Here is an 18023-nt window from a genome sequence, read left to right as displayed (position 1 = left end):
TTTAAGAGTTAAATAGCAGAAAAAACAGTAATACGCTCTATTCTTTATTTATTGATTTTGGAACTGTTTTTTCAGCTCCTCAATAAACTCAAGGACGTTATATCCTGTAGGAGACTTTTTACTAAAAGCACAGTATTTTCTGTTGATAATCTGTCCATTTTTCAGAAGGCTTAACCTTTTTACCGTAGAAGAAATATTTGGAACTGTTACTCTTCCCTCAACCGGCATTATCCCTTTACCAGAGGTTACCATAAGTCTTGCTTCGTTGAGATTTCTTGCAAATATAAAATCACCTACAAAACCGATGATGTCATGATAGTAGGTAAATTCGGTATCTTCCTGAGATTTATCTGCAATGAGAATACACGGAAAATTCTTGAGATCCTCAATTTCTACCACATCTAAAGTTGCATAAGGATGATACATTGATATTTCGACACTTAGAGGAAAGGCTGTAAGTTCAATATTGAGGTAATCATCCGAAAAAGCTCGTCTCTGATCATTGATTGCAATATCGACCTTTCCTGTTTTTAATAGCTCGTATAATCTTTCGTGATTACCGCTTTCAAGCTCAAGAACTGCATCAGGATATCTTTTTTTAAACACTGAAACACTGTTGATAATCTGTTCATCTGCAAAATTTACAGGATAACCAATTCTGAGGCTTTCATCTTTATGCTGAACCTGTCGTCTAATGTCTGATAGAAGGACGTTTACATCAGACAGAATAATTGTTGATTTTCGATAAAACAATTCCCCTGCTTCTGTCAGAGAGAAGGTTCTGTTATGCCGTCTTAAAAGAAGAACTCCCAACTCATCTTCCAATGCTTTTATCTGTTGTGAAATTGCTGACTGAGAAATATTACATGCCTCGGCAGCATCATAAAAATTCTTATGATCCACGACAGCTTTAAAGTATTTCATTTGACGTAACAGCATACTCGCTCCTCCTTTAATGAAGTATAAATTGATAATTAATACTTATCAATAAAGCCTTTATATCAAATTGATTGTTCATGAAAACAAATCTATTCTTTCTATTAAAAGAGAGGTGATATATGGATAAGACACTCGTTATTTACTACTCAAGAAAAGGTCAGAATTATTCTCGCGGTTCAATTGTTAACCTTAAGAAAGGTAACACCGAATATGTTGCCGAATTTATAAAAAAAGCGGTTGGAGCAGATCTGTTTGAGATAAAAACAGTAAAGAAGTACAGCGATGATTACACCACCTGTACAGAGGAAGCAAAAGAGGAACTGAAAAACAACTCAAGACCAGAGCTTACTGAATACGTAGATTCAATTTCAGAGTACAAAAACATTGTAATAGCAGGTCCATGCTGGTGGGGAACCTTTCCATGTGCCGTCATGACTCAGCTTGAGAAGCTCGATTTTACAGGAAAGAAAGTCTTTTCAGTAATGACACATGAAGGTAGCGGTCTTGGCAGTTCAGTTCGTACCTTAAAGAACCTTTGTCACGGAGCAGAAATCGGTGAAGGACTGGCTGTTTTTGGAAGCAGTGCTCCTGATTCTTTTGAAACGGTATCTGACTGGGCACAAAGAAATCTTGTATAACCAAAATAGGAGTTACCAATGTTAAAACATCTACAGGCTCTAATTATTACAGGAGTACTTTCTTTATTTTGCATATCTCAGGCAATAGCTTCTGACACACTGGTTGTTTATTTTTCAAGATCAGGAAACCAGTTTAACGGAAATATAACAGAAGGAAATACTGCAATTGTGGCAAAAATAATTGCAAAAGAACTCAATGCAGATACCTTCGAAATAAAACCTAAGAAAAATAACTACAACCTTCCTTATCGTGAACTGACAGAACTGGCACGAGATGAAAAGGAAAAGGGACTTCGTCCTGAGTACATTGGTGAAATAGAAAATCTTAGTTCCTACAGCTCCGTATACATTGGCTCTCCTGTATGGTGGGGAGACTATCCAATGATTATGTATACCTTCTTTGAAAAAAATGATTTAAACGGAAAAACGTTGATTCCATTTGCAACTCATGAGGGAAGTGGACTGGCAAGCTTTGATTTAATACTAAAAGATAAATTCAAGACAGCAAAGGTCTTACCAGGTTTGGCTCTAAAGGGTAGTCAGGTACAGAACGATCGTTCATTTGCGGAAACCGAAGTTAAGAAGTTTATGTTATCACTTGAAAAATAGAGGTGAAATGTGACACAGGAAGTAATGCTTGTAACAGGAGCTGGTCAGATAAGTATGGCTATAGCAAGGCGTACCGGCTTTGGAAAAAAAATAGTATTAGGAGATAAGAATCCAGATAACTGCAAAGCAATTGCTGACATTATGAATAAAGCAGGCTTTGACGTTGAACCTGTGACAATGGATCTTTCAAGTAAAGATTCAATTATAAAGTTCATAGCAAAAGCATCTGAATTTGGAGAAATAAAATACCTTGTGAATGGAGCAGGTGTTTCTCCTTCTCAGGCTTCTGTTGAAACTATTCTTAAGGTTGATCTCTATGGTACAGCAGTTCTTTTAGAGGAAGTTGGAAAGGTGATTGCTAAAGGAGGTTCAGGCGTAACAATTTCCAGTCAGTCAGGATTCAGAATGCCTCAGCTTACTCCTCAGCAGGATCGGGAACTTGCAACAACAGCTCCATCAGAACTTTTATCATTAGATGTTCTCAAAAAAGAAAACATAAAAGATACGCTTCATGCATATCAGCTTGCCAAACGCTGCAATGAGAAAAGAGTTATGTACGAGGCTGTTCGCTGGGGAGAAAGAGGAGCAAGAATAAACGCAATTGCACCTGGAATTATCGTAACTCCACTGGCTATAGACGAGTTCAACGGTCCTCGCGGTGATTTTTATAAAAATATGTTCAGAAAATGTCCTGCAGGAAGACCTGGAACCGCAGATGAAATTGCAACCATAGCAAAACTGCTTTTGGGGGATGAAGGAGCTTTTATTACAGGCTCAACATTTTTAGCTGATGGCGGAGCTACTGCCTCCTACTATTACGGTCCACTTCAGCCTTAAAAACGATTTAGAAGATTATTTTTACTGTTTAAGAACAAATTGATGAGAGGAAATTATGAAGTTTACATTTCAGAATACAACCAAGGTATATTTTGGAGATGAAGAATTAGAGAATCTTGCTCCTGAACTACTCAATTTGGGAAAGAAGGTTCTGCTGGTATACGGCGGCGGTTCCATCAAGAAAAATGGACTTTATGACAAGATCATCAGTAATTTAAAGAACAGTGGAATTGAAACCTTTGAACTTAGCGGAGTAGAACCTAATCCTCGCCACACCACTGTAAACAAGGGTGTAAAGATCTGCCGTGAGAATAATATAAGTGCAATTCTTGCTGTAGGTGGCGGTTCCACAATTGACTGTTCAAAAGGAATTTCTGCAACTGTATTTTCTAAGACAGATAATGTCTGGGATCTTGTAGAAGGCAAATATCCAATTGAAAAAACATTGCCAATAGTAACTGTACTTACTTTGTCAGCAACCGGTTCTGAAATGGATTGTGGCTCGGTATTAAGTAATATGGAGCTTAATATAAAGAGTGGGCTGATACACGAAAATATCAGACCAAAGGTATCATTCGAGGATCCTAAGATTACTTATTCGGTAAATGAATATCAGACCGCATCCGGCAGTGCAGACATCATGTCTCACATCTTTGATGTAGCATATCTCTCTAAGCAGAAACAGATGGAAATGCTTGTAAATATTCAGGAAGAAGTACTAAGGACAGTTATAAAATACACTCCTATAGCTTTGGAGAATCCTTCAGATTATGAAGCAAGAGCAAATCTGATGTGGGCTTCTTCATGGGCTCTAAATGACTTCATGTACTGCGGTGTAATGCAGTCCCCTATTCTTCATGCAATTGAGCATGAATTATCAGCATTCTATGATATTACTCACGGACATGGACTGGCAATTCTGACTCCTAACTATCTGCGCTATATTATAAATGATGAAACTGCACCTGTTATCTACCGTCTTGGAGTTAACTGCCTGAACGTTAAGTCAGGACTTGAAGCTAAGGAAGGAGCAAAACTAACAGCAGATGCTCTGGCTAAACTTTATTTTGAAACCTTCAGACTTCCATCCAGATTATCTGACCTTGGTATTGATGACTCAAAATTTGAAGTAATGGCTCACAACTGCTGCAATGGTCTTTTCGGTCAGGGAAAACTTAGTGCTCTGGCAACTTTGGAAGAAAGGGATGTTGTAGAAATCTTAAAGATGTCGCTGTAACAGAACTTTAGCTGTTTCCTTCGCATAATAAAAGAATGGAAACAGCTTGTTAAGTTAAAAGACTTTGCAAAACTGAAAACAGACAGGAAGCAAACTGACTATGAACTTAGAGTCTATTCTTGACCGTGTCCTGAACCTTAAGAAAAAAGAAGGAAGTTATGCTGTGTTAGCATTTCTGCTTTTTTTCTGTATTTTCTGTTCCTACTCTGTTCTGCGTCCTGTACGAGACACCATGGGTATTACCAGCGGTGTAAATAGTCTTCAGTGGTTATTCACAGCAACCTTTGCTGTTTCTATTACCGTACAGATCCCTTATTTTTACGTCCTGGGAAAAATTTCAAGAAAGATAATACTTCCTGTTGTATTCTCTTTTTTCGGAGCTAATCTTCTATTATTTGCCTATCTGATGGCTCATGAAATTGCACCTGTAATTACAGGAAGAACATTTTATGTCTGGCTTTCTGTCTACAATCTTGCTGTGATTTCTCTAGGATGGAGTGTTTTAAATGACATTCTGAAACCATCTCAGAGCAGGCGACTCTTTGCCATTGCAGCATCAGGATCAAGCGCAGGTTCAATTATCGGTCCTATGATCACCGCAACTGCGGTTAAATACACGGGGATTTTTCCGTTAATACTGATTTCCCTAGCCTTTCTTGCCCTTGCATCGCTGGCTGTATATTTTCTTTTTTCCATAAGGTCAGAACAGTATGATACGGATGAGTCAGCACAGAGTGTAAATGACTATCTGAAAAGAAGAGTCAACGGAAGTATACTTGAAGGATTTTTAAGCACCTTTAAATCCAGATACCTGCTTATGATTGCCACTTTTGTAATTCTGGCATCAACGGCCAACACCTTTCTATATTTTGCTCAGGTTAGAATTATTGCAGATTCATTTGCAGATAAGTCAGAACAGACTTTTGTCTTCTCGGTTATAGATCTTATAGTAAATACAGCCACTATTATTCTGCAGTTATTTATTACAGGCCGTTTGGCAGATAAATTTGGACTAAAGCCTCTAATTGCGGTTGTTCCTGTGCTGATTCTTGTCTGTTTTGTGGTACTGATGTTTATACCGGTTCTTTCGGTCATTGTTCTGGCAATGATTGTTCGCAGAGTAGGAGAATATGCGCTGGTACGTCCTGGCAAGGAAATGCTTTTTAGCGTTGTAAGTCTGGATGAGAAATATAAATCCAAGAACTTCATTGACACTGTAATCTATAGAGGCGGAGATGTATTCAGTGCCTTTCTAACTCAGGGAGCTGAAGCTTTAGGAGGCATGATTCTATCATTTGCAACCGGAGCAATAATGGCTATTGTATGGATTATTAATGCGTTATATCTTTCAAAACTTTTCACCCATAAGTCTCAGGAGAAACTATGAAACTAAAACATTTTTTCCCTTTACTTGCTGGCATTTCTTTAGGAGCTAGTGTTAGTGCAGCTTCCGTTGAAAATGATATGCCTTATCTAACCCTGTCTGATGGTTCCAGAATACCCCAGTTAGGCTGCGGAGTCTGGGAGCTTAACGGACAGGAAGCCTATAAGTCTGTAACAGAATCAATTAAATTAGGGTACAGGCTGATTGATACGGCTCAGTACTACAGAAACGAGAGTGAAACCTATCAGGCTGTATTAGATAGCGGTATTCCACGAGAAGAGTTCTATATCACTACAAAACTTAATCCTTCAAATGGATCCAGTGAAAAAAATATACGAGATTCTTTAGACAGAAGTTTAAAGAATCTTGGAGGAAAGATAGATTTGGTTCTTATTCACTGGCCATTTTCTAATGATGAGATGGCATGGAGAATCATGGAAGAATATGTTCAGGAAGGCAAGTTCAAATCTATTGGTCTTAGCAATTACAGTCCGGAGGCTTTAAGGCGCATTCTTAAGATTGCAAAGATTAAACCGGTATTGAACCAGGTAGAGTTACATCCTTACAACTCAAAATATCCTACAGTTGCAGAATATGAGAAAGAAGGTGTAAAGGTTGAGGCCTGGTCTCCTTTAGGCGCTGGAAGACAGGGGCTTTTGAGAGATCCTGTAATTGCTGATATAGCTAAAGCTCATGGAAAAAGCTCAGCTCAGGTTATTCTAAGATGGGATCTTCAAAGAGGAATCATCACTATTCCTAGATCAAAGAATCCTGCACATATAAAAGAAAACATCTCAATAATGGATTTTCAGTTAAACGATGAAGAAATGAAGCAGATTGATGCTTTAAATCGCGATGATGCCTTATGGGATATTTAGACTAACAAATACCTCCAGCAGATTGGTGGCAATATGCTGGAGATGAGTCTCTTGCTTTTTTTAAACTGAAGATAACAAAAAAAGCGGCATTAAAAACTATTAATCAGTATCGCCAATCCAATGTTGTAATAGGAGCTCCAGGCTTTATAGAGCCATCATCCTCATCTTCCTGTACAGGAGGAATATCATCATCAGGAGCAATCTCATAGGCATAAGCTTTCTTTCTGGCATACACAACCTTATCTTTAAGATCAGAGATAGCAATACCACGTCGCAGCATTACACCACCTATGATCATCTGTGATAAAAGAAGTAGAGACAGGCGATTGCTGAATACAGAGTCATTAGTTATATCAACACTGTCTGATGACTTTAGAATCAAATCGGCTTTTTCAGATAGTTTTGAATCATCAGGACATACGCCAATCAGGCAGGCGCTATTGGCCTTAATGAGATCTGCCATATCCAGGATATCCCTGTTGCAGCCTGTTGAAGAAAAAGCTATGACTACATCTCCAAGACGCAATGTTGACAAGGCAAGCAGCATTGAGTTTCTGTCAGTGTAGGATTCACATGCAAAACCAAGATTAAGCATTCTGTTTACAAAATCAACTGCTATAAAAGAGGATAAGCCCTGAGATATAACCACAATGCGATGAGACTGACTTACCACATCAATAACGCGGGCCAACATTGCCTCATCGACATTTCTCTCGGTTGCAGATACGCTAACCTTGGCGCCATCGATAACCTTTGAAGCAATATCCCCTACTGTATCGCCCTGCTTTACACTCTCGATCTTTTTGAGGTTCTGGGAAGACACAAGAGAACTTAATACCAGCTTAAAAGCAGGAAATCCCTCTGCACCGAAGCGCTTGCAGAATCTGAATACAGATGGCTCTGAAACACCGGCTCTTTTAGCCAGCTGAGCAATGTTCTCGTTAATAACTGATGCAGGATTCTTCAGAATAATTGAGGCTAATTTACGTTCTGATTTTGTCAGTTCAGTTTCGTTTGCAATTCTGTCTAAGATATTTGAAGCCATATAATTAAATCAACTCTAAACTATTCTTTACGTAGCCATTCTGTACAACATACTGAATCTTAAATTCATCGTCAAATACAACCATATCAGCAATAAAGCCACCTTCGATACGACCGTATTCATTAAGTCCCAGAGCTCTTGCAGGAGCATAGGTTGCAGCACGCAGAGCGTCATCAAGAGAAAAGCCGCAGCTTTGGACCAGGAATTTAACACCGTCGAACATTGAGATTGTAGTACCGGCAAAGGAACCTTTAGCATCAATAAGACCGCGCTTATGATCCACAAAGATTTCTGTACCGCCAAGAACAAAGCTTGATGGAGCTTTAGACATTCCGGCTACTGACTGAGCATCTGAAACAATATAGAATCTGTCGCCTAAAATCTTATGAGCAAGGTTTACCAGTGCAGGATGAACATGTCTACCATCTGCAATTACTGAAGCAAAGACCTTCTCACTCTGTAGAGCTGCACCTACAAGACCAGGCTCTCTACCAACAGGAGACTTCATACCGTTATACAGATGGGTTACATTGGTAATACCAGCCTTGAATGCCTGCATTGCCTCATAGTAGGTAGCAGAACTGTGGCCGATAGAAAGTTTGATTTTGTTGGCTAGAAGTTCAACAATTCCCTTTGGTCTTACTACCTCAGGAGCAATTGTTACATATGCCAGGGTATCTCTGTTTTCCACAAAGAAATCAAAATCTGCCTGGGTATATGGTCTGATGTAGCCTGATGGCTGGAATCCAGGATGATTACTTGAAATGAAAGGACCTTCCATGTGCAGACCTGGACATACTGTAGGATGCTTTTCCTTGAATTCGGCAACTGCAGCAATGGCCTTTGACAGATTCTCACGAGGACCAGAAATCATGGTTGGAACAAAGGTTGTTGTTCCATGAGAAGTCTGCCACCTTCTCATTGATTCAAGAGTATCGATGGATGGATTCTGCGAAAATGAAACACCAGCACATCCGTTTACCAGAAGGTCAATAAAGCCAGGACAGACATGACAGCCTTTAACATCAATTTCTTCAGCTGTACCGTCTTCAAGAAGAGCAGGACTCATAGGAACAATTCTATGATCCATAATCGCAACGGTATCTACGTCAACAAACTCTTCAGAGGTTATATGCAGCTGAGCATTTCTCAAAACGGTAACAGCCATAGTTCGTCCTTATATCTGTATGAAAGGAATGGTTATTTATTATTCACTGCGAGCTCTGGCAGCCTTTTTTGCACGTTTTGCAGCAAAGTCCGGCTTACCCTTGTTTTTCTTATCACGCAGTCTAACTTTCTTATGTGTCTTCTTGTCTTCTTCTTTCTTTTTCTTATCGAAGCCACCATTACCGCCGATTGATGCTCTTGAGCGTTTCTTCTCGGACTGATGATGACCGGTGCTCTTACTTGTAGGGAACTGAGCGCAGATGTTCTTAATGGCGCGCTTCTCAATATCCTTACCGGTATAGCGTTCAAGCTTCTCTAAGAAAGCAATTTCGTTTGCCATAACCAGAGTGGTAACTACACCCTTTTCACCTGCTCTGGCAGTTCTGCCCGCTCTATGAACATAGATAGCAGCATTGGCTGGCATATCAAAGTTATAGACATGAGTTACATCAGGCAAATCAAGACCTCTTGCAGCAACATCAGTTGCAATCAGAATGTCCTTATCACCTGAAGCAAAATTCTTAATGGCCGCCTTTCTTTCATTCATTGACAGGTCACCCTGAATGGATGCGCACTTGAATCCAAGACGACGAAGGCTGGCATCAAGTCTCTGCAGACGTTCCTTGGTCTTAACAAAAACAATTGACTTCCCTTTAATAGTAGTCAACAGATGGTGCAGAATTCTAATTTTTTGAGGATCTCCTGCTGCATAATATGCGCGGGACTGCAAAAATTCAGGAAGAACCTCATCTTCCTCTCCACCTACACCAAGTCTAACCTCGATTGGATCATTCAAAACTGAAGAAGCAAACTCATCAATACCTGAACCTTCCAAGGTTGCAGAGAACAGAAGAGTCTGATATCTGTTGTAAAGCTCGCGGGTGATTTTTGCTACATCATCTCTAAAGCCCATGTCCAGCATTCTGTCAGCTTCATCAATTACGTACATTTCAACTGTTGATGTATCAATCCAGCCCTTCTCGATGTACTCAATGAGACGACCAGGTGTTGCAGCAATAATTGAGCTTGGGTTCTCTCTTTGAACTTCTCTTGAACCGCCACCGATAATGGTGCCGGCGCTTAAATCATTAAATCCGCCGATAAGCTCAGAGCAGACACTTTCGACCTGCATTGCAAGTTCTCTTGTAGGCTCCAGAATAATTGCTCTGACTCCGCTCTTCTTTTCAAGAGAAAGTCTGGCAATGATAGGCAGTAAAAAAGCAGCTGACTTACCTGTACCGGTAGGAGCTCCGCCTAAAATATCAAAGCCTTCCAGTGCCTTTGGCAGAACCAAAGTCTGGACAGGGGTTGGTGTCTCCCAACCTAATTTTTCAATGTTTTCAACTAGAAAATCTGGTAATCCTAATTCGGAAAATTGCATTAAACGCCCTCTTTACCCATGCGAGTTGCATGGCATTTCTTAATATAATCAATCACATCTCGGCGTGACTGTGTATCAGCCATTTCGGTACCGTTGAACCATCTTACAAGTTCAAGATCAGAAGCCTCAAGCAGATCAACATAATCTGCAAGGAACTTCTCATCACAGTTCTGTAAGTCCTGATCTACAAATGGCAGCAGCATCAGATCAAGCTCGCGCATACCGCGTCTTGACTGCCACTTAACTTTTCCTGAAACCTCAATCATTAGACAGATACAACTCCCTTAATAGCAGGATGTGGATCATACCCTACCAGCTCAAAATCTTCATACTTGTAATCAAAAATAGATGGAGCCTTACGAAGAATGTTCATCTGAGGAAGAGGTCTTGGAGTACGTGTAAGCTGAAGCTGAACCTGCTCAAAATGATTCTTGTAGATATGAGTATCACCGCCGGACCATACGAAATCACCGTACTCAAGGTTGCATTCCTTGGCGATCATCATGGTTAGAAGTGAATAGCTGGCAATGTTGAAAGGAACACCCAGGAACATGTCTGCAGAACGCTGATAAAGCTGACAGCTCAGCTTGCCGTTTGCTACATAGAACTGATACAGAGTGTGACAAGGAGGTAGAGCCATTCTGTCAACATCAGAAGGATTCCATGCACAGACAATAATTCTGCGGGACTCTGGATTGTGTTTAATCATATCAATTGCATTTGAAAGCTGGTCGATATGACGTCCGTCTGGAGTTTCAAAATCACGCCACTGTTTGCCGTAAACAGGACCTAAATCACCGTTCTCATCAGCCCACTCATTCCAGATGCGAACACCGTTCTCCTGAAGATACTTGATATTGGTTGAACCTGAGATGAACCATAACAGCTCGTGAATAATTGATTTTAAGTGACACTTCTTGGTAGTTACCAGAGGAAAGCCCTTTGAAAGGTCAAAACGCATCTGGGTACCAAAGATTGATCTTGTACCAGTACCGGTTCTGTCCTCACGGTCAGTACCCTCTTCCATGATTTTCTTTAATAAATCAAGATATACCTGCACCTGTTGCTCCTAAAAATTAACGATTCTTGCTTAAAGATAATGTGTCAATGATTGAGTACAGGCCCTTTGACTTTGCGTACTCAATATACAGCTGCTTGATTTTGACACTCGAATTCAAAGCCATTGCCTGTTTGCCAACAGCCTGCAGATCCTGAAGGTTAATATTCTTAACAATATACTTAACCATAGAAATCTGTGAATAATTCATTGAAAGCTTGGTATAGCCCAATGACATCAGCAGCATACAGCCGATTGGGGATCCTGCAATTTCACCGCAGACTGAAATAGGTCTCTGCAGAGATGTTGCTCTGTCGATAAGATACTTCAGGTATCTTACCGCAGCAGGATTAAATGCATCAAAAAGCTTTGATACTTTTGGATTTGCTCTGTCTGCAGCAAACAGATATGAAATCAGATCGTTTGAACCGATTGAGAAGAAATCACACTCTGCGGCCAGCTCATCAAGCATAAAGGCCACACATGGAACCTCAATCATCACACCAAAACGAGGTCTTGGGATCTTGGATCCTGTTTCTTCCTCGATTTCATAAAAAGCCTCATTCAGAATTCTCTTTACAATAACAACTTCCTCAAGTCTTGAAACCATTGGAATCATGATCTCAAGATTGCCAAAGTCCTTGTTGGCAAGAAGCATTGCTCGAAGCTGAGTCTTCAGAATATTAGGCTGATCAATGCAGACTCGTACACCTCTCCATCCTAAGGCAGGATTGTTCTCCTCGATTGGCAGATAGGACAGAGCCTTATCTCCGCCGACATCCAGAGTTCTCATGCATACAGGAAGACCTTTGAACTTTGACAGAAGATTTCTGTACCAGCCAACCTGCTGTTCCTCTGAAGGTAGAGAATCACACAGCATAAAGGAGATTTCCGTTCTGTACAGACCGATACCGTCAGTCTGAGCAGGAAGGTCGTCATCCTCATGATTCAAACCTGCGTTAAGCTGAATGCAGATTTCCTTGCTGTCCTGAGTTACTGCCTTTTCATACTTGCCAGCATTAAACATATCATTCTGCTTCTTTGATGCGGCAACCAGCTGCATATACTCATCAATCACACTTGATGATGGGTCAATCAGAACCTCAGCATTCTGACCGTCAACAATAATGGTTCTACCGTCAAGATCGTTGATATCAATATTAACGCCAATAACCGCAGGGATACCTAAATCCCTTGCCAGAATAGCAGTATGAGATGAGGTGCCGCTGTCAATACAGATAAAGCCGGCAATCTTGTCGCGGGTCATCTCGGCAACCAGCGCAGCAGGCATACTCTGAACCACCAGAACTACTGGTGATGACAGCTCTGTCTCCTTTGGAGCCAGATGTACCAGTCTTGTGATCAGGATTGAGGCGAAATCCCGCATATCCCTAATCTTTTCCTTATGCCCATCGTCTTCTGCAGCTTTGATTCTTCTCATGGTTACAACCTTGATTGCAGTAGCGGCAACGTAACCATTTTCAAAAATTTCTGAATCAACCTCATCCTCAAATGAAGGATCATCAAGCATGCTGCCATAACCTGACATATAACCTGAAGATGCCTGTGAGAGTGAGTTCTCCTGAAGATAGAGATTTGCTCTATCCATTTCCATCTGCAGCTGGAAGATTGTCTGATGGAACAGCTCTGACTGAATATCCTTTTCATCAGAATACATAGTCTGAATAGTGTCAAAGGTTACAGGTGGTTTCCATACCACAGCCTGAGCAATGGCAATTGAACCAGAACCTCTCTTACCTTTGTAGCGGGATACTCTGAAATCCTCGTTTTCCTTTAGAGTTCTTGTAATGGAAATAATCGAAGCAATCTGAGCTGAAAGAGTAATAAGTAAGGTCTCTTCCTGTTCACCGAATACACGGTTTTCCTTGCACTGAATAACCAGAACACCTAAAAGCTCACCCTGATTGATTACAGGCACACCAAGAAATGACTGATACTCATCCTCTCCAACATCTGGAAGATATTTGAAGTTAGGATGTTCTGGCGCGTTAGCAAGATTTATAAGCTCCTGCTTCTGCGCAACAAGTCCTACAAGACCCTCTCCGATCTGCAGTGAAGCTTTTCCAATGGAATCCTTCTGCAGACCTTCTGTTGCCGCAAGTTTCAGATAATTCTTTCTTGGGGTAACCAGATACAGAGAACAGCAGTCAGCGCTTGTCGCATCTCTTATCAAATCTACAAGTGTGTTTATGGCATCCTCAAAGGATTTCTTGGAAGATACCTCCTGAATTATTTTTCGTAGGGCTAGCAATATTGAATTCTGATTTTCAGACATAGCTACCTTACCCTCCTCGTTCGGGTATTCTTTTTATAATTATTTCCTAAGTGCGGACCGAAGAGTGCTATCTGAGAGAATATACTCAGCACCTGTCGATACACATCTCTTTTAAATGCAACCACCTGCCGGACCGGATACCAGTAACTTACCCAACGCCAGTCATCAAACTCAGGATGACCTTTGCGGTTAAATTCAATATGTTCAGATTTATCCTTGTTCAAACAAAGCAAATACCACTTCTGTTTCTGTCCGATACATAAAGGTTTCTCATTCCAGCGGACCAGTCTTTTAGGGAGTCTGTACTTAAGCCAGAACTTTGTACTAGCCAATAGAGTTACATCGTTTTTGGTTAAGCCAAGCTCCTCATAGAGCTCTCTGTACATGGCACTCTCTGGAGATTCACCTGAATCCACGCCTCCCTGAGGAAACTGCCAGGAATTCTGTCTGATACGTCGAGCCCATAAAACCTGACCTGAGCGGTTGCAGATTACTATGCCAACATTTGGCCTAAATCCGTCTTTATCAATCACTAAAAACCGCCTGATCTTTATCTTTTAAACTATTTGCAAACTGCAAAGTTATACTGTGTGATATTATAACAGATAGGGGCATTACAAAGCTCTTTGTAGATCACGTAAAAACTCTTTTTTATTACTATTCTGAACACTCGATTTTTGGGAATAGAAAATGGGACTGTCAAAACAGCAAAACAACCAGATTTTTCCTCCTGAAAATTTTGAGGAACTGATTAACAGATTAAACTTCATCGTCGGAAAATCACTAACTCAGCTAGCTGAATCAGCAAATGTTCCAATGCCGATAGATACACTTCACGGAAAGGGCTTTGCAGGAGAGCTGATTGAGAAATGTCTTGGCGCCAGCGCAGCTAACCAGTCAATTCCGGATTTTCCAGAACTTGGAGTAGAGCTTAAAACAATTCCAGTAGATGATTCTCTATCCCCTCTGGAATCAACTTTTCTATGCTATGCGCCCCTCAATGACATTCGGCACTACACTTTTGAGAGTTCCCCTCTTTACTCAAAGATAACCAGGGTTCTTTTCGTTCTGGTTCGTGCATCAAGAGATCTGGATTTTAATGACAGAATAGTACTGGGGTATTTCTTCTACACTCCATCCATGGAAGAACTTAATATTCTCAGAAACGATTTCAACGAACTTTACGAAATGGTTAAAACAGGTAATGTTGAAAGAATAACTGCCCGTATAGGACAGATTATTCAGATGAGACCAAAGGGTGCCAATGGAAAAGTTCTGACAGAATGTATAGGTCCGAATGGAGAGATTATAAGAACTAGACCAAGAGGTTTTTATATGAGAAGAGCCTATACAAAGAAACTAATACAACAGAATATTCTTGCACATTGACATCCATCTGAAGAGATACAGAAAAATCCGATTAAGACGGGCAAAAATAAAACAACAAACGAGCATAATGCTAAAAAGTCACATTAAATACTCACCAAATTTGTGCAAGAAAACTCTAAACTTAAACAAACACATTTTTTCTTGCAAGATAACATATTGTTTTATAAATATATTTTTAAAACTAAAATGTTAGTTATATTAACCACCATATAATACTTTCATTGTCCTAATAAGAAAAGTTTTATCTATAAGATCAATAAGTTAACTCCACAAAATGTAAGTAATTTTCATTTTATCCAATATTTAAAATTACACAGTTCGTCACATATTTGATATGTATATATTCTATCTGTTTAAAAATATTACTATTTTTGTACCAATTAGGATTACAATGAAATCGAACTTAGTGGGGTACCGGATCAACGTTTGCTACTTAACAAGATCGGTGCTTAACATTTTTAAAGGGGAAATTATCGATGAGCGTTTCTAAGAAATTTACAAAAGACGCAAAGGTAAACGTTACTTTCACTATTAAGAAAGCTGCAGCTCAGGGTGCTGTTAAAATTGATCTTCTATGCGAGCATAACGGCTGGCAGGCTGTTGCTATGAAGCCACAGAAGAACGGCACTTTCAAGGGTATGATTACTGTTCCAGAAGGTGAGAAGCCATCATATCAGTACAGATTCAAATACACTTTTGATGACAATTCTGTTAAGTATGATAACGACTGGGATGCTGAACAGTACGTATCAAATCCTTTCGGCGGAGACAACTCAGTTTTCTCAGCTGTTCGTGATTAGTAATTAAATCTGTTATCAAGAAAGAACCGATGTACTTTTAGTTACGTCGGTTTTTTTATATTTGGATTACACAATATTAACCTGACCGTTCAAAATTCAGAATGCGCATACAATAAAGGTTTACGTGTACTAATTTATGTATATCAGCATGCAAAACATGTAATTTGTTATACAACTTGTAATATTTTCACCTTTTAACCGATTTTTTGTTTAATATATAGAAAACTGTGAACTTCATCAACAAAAAAAATCAGGCTCATCTTTTTATACATTTAATTAGATTGATTTTTAATCATTACACAAAATGATCTTTCATCCATCTTAATTGTCCTTATAAGTTGATCAGATCATTTTAAGAGATAAGACAATAGATACTCAGAGAAGGAAGCTCGACAATTTTTTTTACTATTCATTTTTTCCTTCTAATCATAAGAATCTCCAAAATACGTTTTAGTTTAAATTTTAATAAACTATATCTTATTGTTTTATAAAGTTATTTTATTTAATGCTATAAAAAAAATTTAATTTATGTCACAAAATGCTTGACAATAATTAGCTAAATGAATATTATATACATCGTTGACGCGGGGTGGAGCAGTTCGGTAGCTCGTCGGGCTCATAACCCGAAGGTCGTAGGTTCAAATCCTGCCCCCGCAACCAATCAGATAGTTCGCAAATGCGAACTTTTTTTTTATCTAAACACATCCCTTTTTCTGATCATTTCACTTGTTTTTCTAGGAATTACTTGAAGTTATCAACATATTCTATATATTAGGAAGTGTTTGATATATTTATATCCTAAAATTCAAATATATACAGCTGTAACTTATAACAAAGACCAGCTAAATCATTAGATACCGGAAATCAAAATGATTAAAAAGATCCTCTATACCCTACTGTTAGGGATTACATCTAGCATTCTTTACACTCAGGCCCAAGCTATTGAGTCTGAATACACAGAAGAATTTGAACATGTAAAAGTTACAACTCTTTTAGAGCATGAGGGTTTTCTTCTTTGGTATGCAAAACTACAGGGATGGGATCGAGAGCTGGGTCTTGATATCGATCTAACAATTATTAATTCATCCGGTACAGATGTTCTGGAAGCAAAACGCAATGATTCTTCTGCATGGGATATAACTGCAATCGGCGCTGTTCCTGCTTTTATAAGTTCTGAGAATGTCCCGATCAAGATTATCGGAATTGCAAACGATGAATCCAATGCAACTGATATCCTGGTTCCAAATAACAGTGACATACTTAAAACCAGAGGATGGTCTAAAGATTTTCCTTACATCTATGGAGATCCGGATTCCATTAGAGGAAAAAACTTTTATCTGCGAAAGGGAACATCAAGCGATTATACACTTGCTAACTGGTTGAACATCTTTGGGCTTACAGAAGATGATGTAAATATAATTGATACCCAAACTCCAGATATTATTAGCAAGGTAAACAGTAAAGACGCAGATGGCGTAGTACTCTGGTCACCAGAAAACTATGAGGCTCTTAAAAACGGATATCAGATTGTATCCAATTCAGCACATGTTGCAGCATTCGTCCCTGTGGTGTTCGTTTCTGATTACGACTATGCAGAGAAGAACCCAGAGGTTCTTTCAAAATTTCTTGCTTTGTACGAACGAGCAGCAAGACTACAGATCGAAGATGTATTCAAGCTGATATTAAGTTATAAGGAATTCCTGAGAGTCTATACAGGTAAAGTGTATTATGAGGACTTCTGTATTTATGATCTGAAAGCCCATCCGGTTTTCACTCTTGAAGAACAGATCTCCATGTTCACCAGTACAGATCAATATAATAGTGCCATGGATCTGTTAGAAGCAAATATAGCAAAAAGATTTGAAAAACTTTATTCAAAGACAATGAATCCTTTTAGTTTCTTCGGTAAATCATTCAAACGTGAAACAACAAGAATGTATCTTGATAAATCAATTGAATACAAGAAGAACAACTACATGAAACTCAATTAAAAAAAAGCTCAGATATAAAATCTGAGCTTCTTTGTCTTAACCGTAACTTTGTTAATTTAAACACATAACGGAATTAAATTTTAAGGAAAAGTGCAGAAACATAAGCTTTTCCTTTATTTTTGTATTATAATATAAACATATAATATATGTGTTTATATAGGTGACATTATGGCTGTTGTTGAAATTCCTAAGCTTCCTCCTTTAATGGTTGTTGGTCAGGGCAAGTACAAGTATGTATCCACGTATAAGATTGCCTGGGATAAGGAGCTTAAACAGCCAAGACGTATTGCCGGTCAGAATAAGACCGTAGGTAAGATTATTGGTGGTGGAGTTGAAGGCGTTATTGAATGGACAGATGCCTTTATGGAAGAGCAT

At 39.2% G+C, this 18023-nt stretch carries 18 protein-coding genes and 1 tRNA gene; 11 read left to right on the top strand and 8 right to left on the bottom strand.

What is annotated here, in order from left to right; translation table 11 throughout:
• Positions 1-48: 48 nt before the first annotated feature.
• Entirely contained in the window at positions 49-939 is an 891-nt protein-coding gene (locus tag B5D46_RS04210) for a LysR family transcriptional regulator (RefSeq protein ID WP_078928375.1), read from the bottom strand.
• 119 nt (positions 940-1058) lie between these two features.
• Here B5D46_RS04210 and B5D46_RS04205 point away from each other — a divergent pair, with 119 nt between their 5' ends.
• From B5D46_RS04205 to B5D46_RS04180, 6 genes are all read left to right on the top strand, one after another.
• Positions 1059-1577: a flavodoxin gene (locus B5D46_RS04205; RefSeq protein ID WP_078928374.1), complete on the top strand. Its 519-nt coding sequence runs from the start codon at positions 1059-1061 to the stop codon at positions 1575-1577.
• A gap of 18 nt (positions 1578-1595) precedes the next feature.
• A complete protein-coding gene (locus B5D46_RS04200; RefSeq protein WP_078928373.1) occupies positions 1596-2186 on the top strand; it encodes a flavodoxin in 591 nt (196 codons plus the stop codon).
• Positions 2187-2195: 9 nt separating this feature from the next.
• On the top strand, positions 2196-3023 hold the full coding sequence (locus tag B5D46_RS04195; RefSeq protein WP_078928372.1) for an SDR family oxidoreductase: 828 nt from the start codon (positions 2196-2198) through the stop codon (positions 3021-3023).
• Between the two features lie 55 nt (positions 3024-3078).
• The gene (locus B5D46_RS04190) at positions 3079-4260 is read left to right on the top strand and encodes an iron-containing alcohol dehydrogenase (protein WP_200805014.1); all 1182 of its coding nucleotides are present in this window, start codon (positions 3079-3081) and stop codon (positions 4258-4260) included.
• 100 nt (positions 4261-4360) lie between these two features.
• Positions 4361-5647 carry an NTP/NDP exchange transporter gene (locus B5D46_RS04185; protein ID WP_078928370.1) on the top strand — a complete coding sequence of 429 codons (1287 nt, stop codon included), beginning with the start codon at positions 4361-4363 and terminating at the stop codon, positions 5645-5647.
• Positions 5644-6522: an aldo/keto reductase gene (locus tag B5D46_RS04180; RefSeq protein ID WP_078928369.1), complete on the top strand. Its 879-nt coding sequence runs from the start codon at positions 5644-5646 to the stop codon at positions 6520-6522. The genes B5D46_RS04185 and B5D46_RS04180 overlap by 4 nt, the downstream gene beginning before the upstream one ends.
• A 103-nt stretch (positions 6523-6625) precedes the next feature.
• Here the strand turns inward: B5D46_RS04180 and B5D46_RS04175 are convergent, their stop codons facing one another.
• The 7 genes from B5D46_RS04175 to rppH are packed head-to-tail and all read right to left on the bottom strand — an operon-like array spanning position 6626 to position 14001.
• Positions 6626-7567, bottom strand: a complete 942-nt coding sequence (locus tag B5D46_RS04175; RefSeq protein WP_078928368.1) for a MurR/RpiR family transcriptional regulator — start codon at positions 7565-7567, stop codon at positions 6626-6628.
• Between the two features lie 4 nt (positions 7568-7571).
• A complete protein-coding gene (gene nagA, locus B5D46_RS04170; protein WP_078928367.1) occupies positions 7572-8735 on the bottom strand; it encodes an N-acetylglucosamine-6-phosphate deacetylase in 1164 nt (387 codons plus the stop codon).
• A gap of 39 nt (positions 8736-8774) precedes the next feature.
• A complete protein-coding gene (locus B5D46_RS04165) occupies positions 8775-10115 on the bottom strand; it encodes a DEAD/DEAH box helicase (RefSeq protein WP_078928366.1) in 1341 nt (446 codons plus the stop codon).
• Positions 10115-10381, bottom strand: a complete 267-nt coding sequence (locus B5D46_RS04160; protein ID WP_037972158.1) for an FAD assembly factor SdhE — start codon at positions 10379-10381, stop codon at positions 10115-10117. The genes B5D46_RS04165 and B5D46_RS04160 overlap by 1 nt, the downstream gene beginning before the upstream one ends.
• Positions 10381-11175, bottom strand: a complete 795-nt coding sequence (locus B5D46_RS04155; protein ID WP_031491122.1) for a thymidylate synthase — start codon at positions 11173-11175, stop codon at positions 10381-10383. The genes B5D46_RS04160 and B5D46_RS04155 overlap by 1 nt, the downstream gene beginning before the upstream one ends.
• A gap of 16 nt (positions 11176-11191) precedes the next feature.
• On the bottom strand, positions 11192-13468 hold the full coding sequence (gene ptsP, locus B5D46_RS04150; protein ID WP_078928365.1) for a phosphoenolpyruvate--protein phosphotransferase: 2277 nt from the start codon (positions 13466-13468) through the stop codon (positions 11192-11194).
• A 2-nt stretch (positions 13469-13470) separates the two neighbouring features.
• Positions 13471-14001: an RNA pyrophosphohydrolase gene (gene rppH / locus B5D46_RS04145; RefSeq protein ID WP_078928364.1), complete on the bottom strand. Its 531-nt coding sequence runs from the start codon at positions 13999-14001 to the stop codon at positions 13471-13473.
• Between the two features lie 157 nt (positions 14002-14158).
• On the opposite strand from rppH, the gene B5D46_RS04140 reads away from it, so the two are divergent.
• The 5 genes from B5D46_RS04140 to B5D46_RS04120 all read left to right on the top strand — a co-directional run.
• Positions 14159-14857 carry a DNA mismatch repair protein MutH gene (locus B5D46_RS04140; RefSeq protein ID WP_078928363.1) on the top strand — a complete coding sequence of 233 codons (699 nt, stop codon included), beginning with the start codon at positions 14159-14161 and terminating at the stop codon, positions 14855-14857.
• Positions 14858-15333: 476 nt separating this feature from the next.
• Complete coding sequence (locus B5D46_RS04135) at positions 15334-15657, top strand: early set domain-containing protein (RefSeq protein WP_031491126.1); 324 nt, start codon at positions 15334-15336, stop codon at positions 15655-15657.
• Between the two features lie 583 nt (positions 15658-16240).
• A tRNA-Met gene (locus B5D46_RS04130) sits at positions 16241-16317 on the top strand.
• A gap of 209 nt (positions 16318-16526) precedes the next feature.
• A complete protein-coding gene (locus tag B5D46_RS04125) occupies positions 16527-17648 on the top strand; it encodes an ABC transporter substrate-binding protein (RefSeq protein WP_078928362.1) in 1122 nt (373 codons plus the stop codon).
• Positions 17649-17816: 168 nt separating this feature from the next.
• Positions 17817-18023 (top strand): hypothetical protein (locus B5D46_RS04120; RefSeq protein WP_200805013.1); only part of this gene is annotated, 207 nt, incomplete at its 3' end.

Source organism: Succinivibrio dextrinosolvens DSM 3072, from assembly GCF_900167015.1.
Lineage (GTDB): Bacteria > Pseudomonadota > Gammaproteobacteria > Enterobacterales > Succinivibrionaceae > Succinivibrio > Succinivibrio dextrinosolvens.
The sequence above is the reverse complement of the archived record's forward strand: the minus strand, read 5'-3'. Positions and strand labels throughout refer to the sequence as shown.

Excerpts from the sequence above, each read along its gene's own strand:
- ptsP (WP_078928365.1), bottom strand. The coding sequence starts at position 13,468 with ATGTCTGAAAATCAGAATTCAATATTGCTAGCCCTACGAAAAATAATT.
- nagA (WP_078928367.1), bottom strand. The coding sequence starts at position 8,735 with ATGGCTGTTACCGTTTTGAGAAATGCTCAGCTGCATATAACCTCTGAA.
- B5D46_RS04125 (WP_078928362.1), top strand. The coding sequence starts at position 16,527 with ATGATTAAAAAGATCCTCTATACCCTACTGTTAGGGATTACATCTAGC.
- B5D46_RS04165 (WP_078928366.1), bottom strand. The coding sequence starts at position 10,115 with ATGCAATTTTCCGAATTAGGATTACCAGATTTTCTAGTTGAAAACATT.
- B5D46_RS04175 (WP_078928368.1), bottom strand. The coding sequence starts at position 7,567 with ATGGCTTCAAATATCTTAGACAGAATTGCAAACGAAACTGAACTGACA.
- B5D46_RS04140 (WP_078928363.1), top strand. The coding sequence starts at position 14,159 with ATGGGACTGTCAAAACAGCAAAACAACCAGATTTTTCCTCCTGAAAAT.
- B5D46_RS04200 (WP_078928373.1), top strand. The coding sequence starts at position 1,596 with ATGTTAAAACATCTACAGGCTCTAATTATTACAGGAGTACTTTCTTTA.
- B5D46_RS04210 (WP_078928375.1), bottom strand. The coding sequence starts at position 939 with ATGCTGTTACGTCAAATGAAATACTTTAAAGCTGTCGTGGATCATAAG.
- B5D46_RS04160 (WP_037972158.1), bottom strand. The coding sequence starts at position 10,381 with ATGATTGAGGTTTCAGGAAAAGTTAAGTGGCAGTCAAGACGCGGTATG.
- B5D46_RS04135 (WP_031491126.1), top strand. The coding sequence starts at position 15,334 with ATGAGCGTTTCTAAGAAATTTACAAAAGACGCAAAGGTAAACGTTACT.
- B5D46_RS04205 (WP_078928374.1), top strand. The coding sequence starts at position 1,059 with ATGGATAAGACACTCGTTATTTACTACTCAAGAAAAGGTCAGAATTAT.
- B5D46_RS04180 (WP_078928369.1), top strand. The coding sequence starts at position 5,644 with ATGAAACTAAAACATTTTTTCCCTTTACTTGCTGGCATTTCTTTAGGA.
- B5D46_RS04185 (WP_078928370.1), top strand. The coding sequence starts at position 4,361 with ATGAACTTAGAGTCTATTCTTGACCGTGTCCTGAACCTTAAGAAAAAA.
- B5D46_RS04190 (WP_200805014.1), top strand. The coding sequence starts at position 3,079 with ATGAAGTTTACATTTCAGAATACAACCAAGGTATATTTTGGAGATGAA.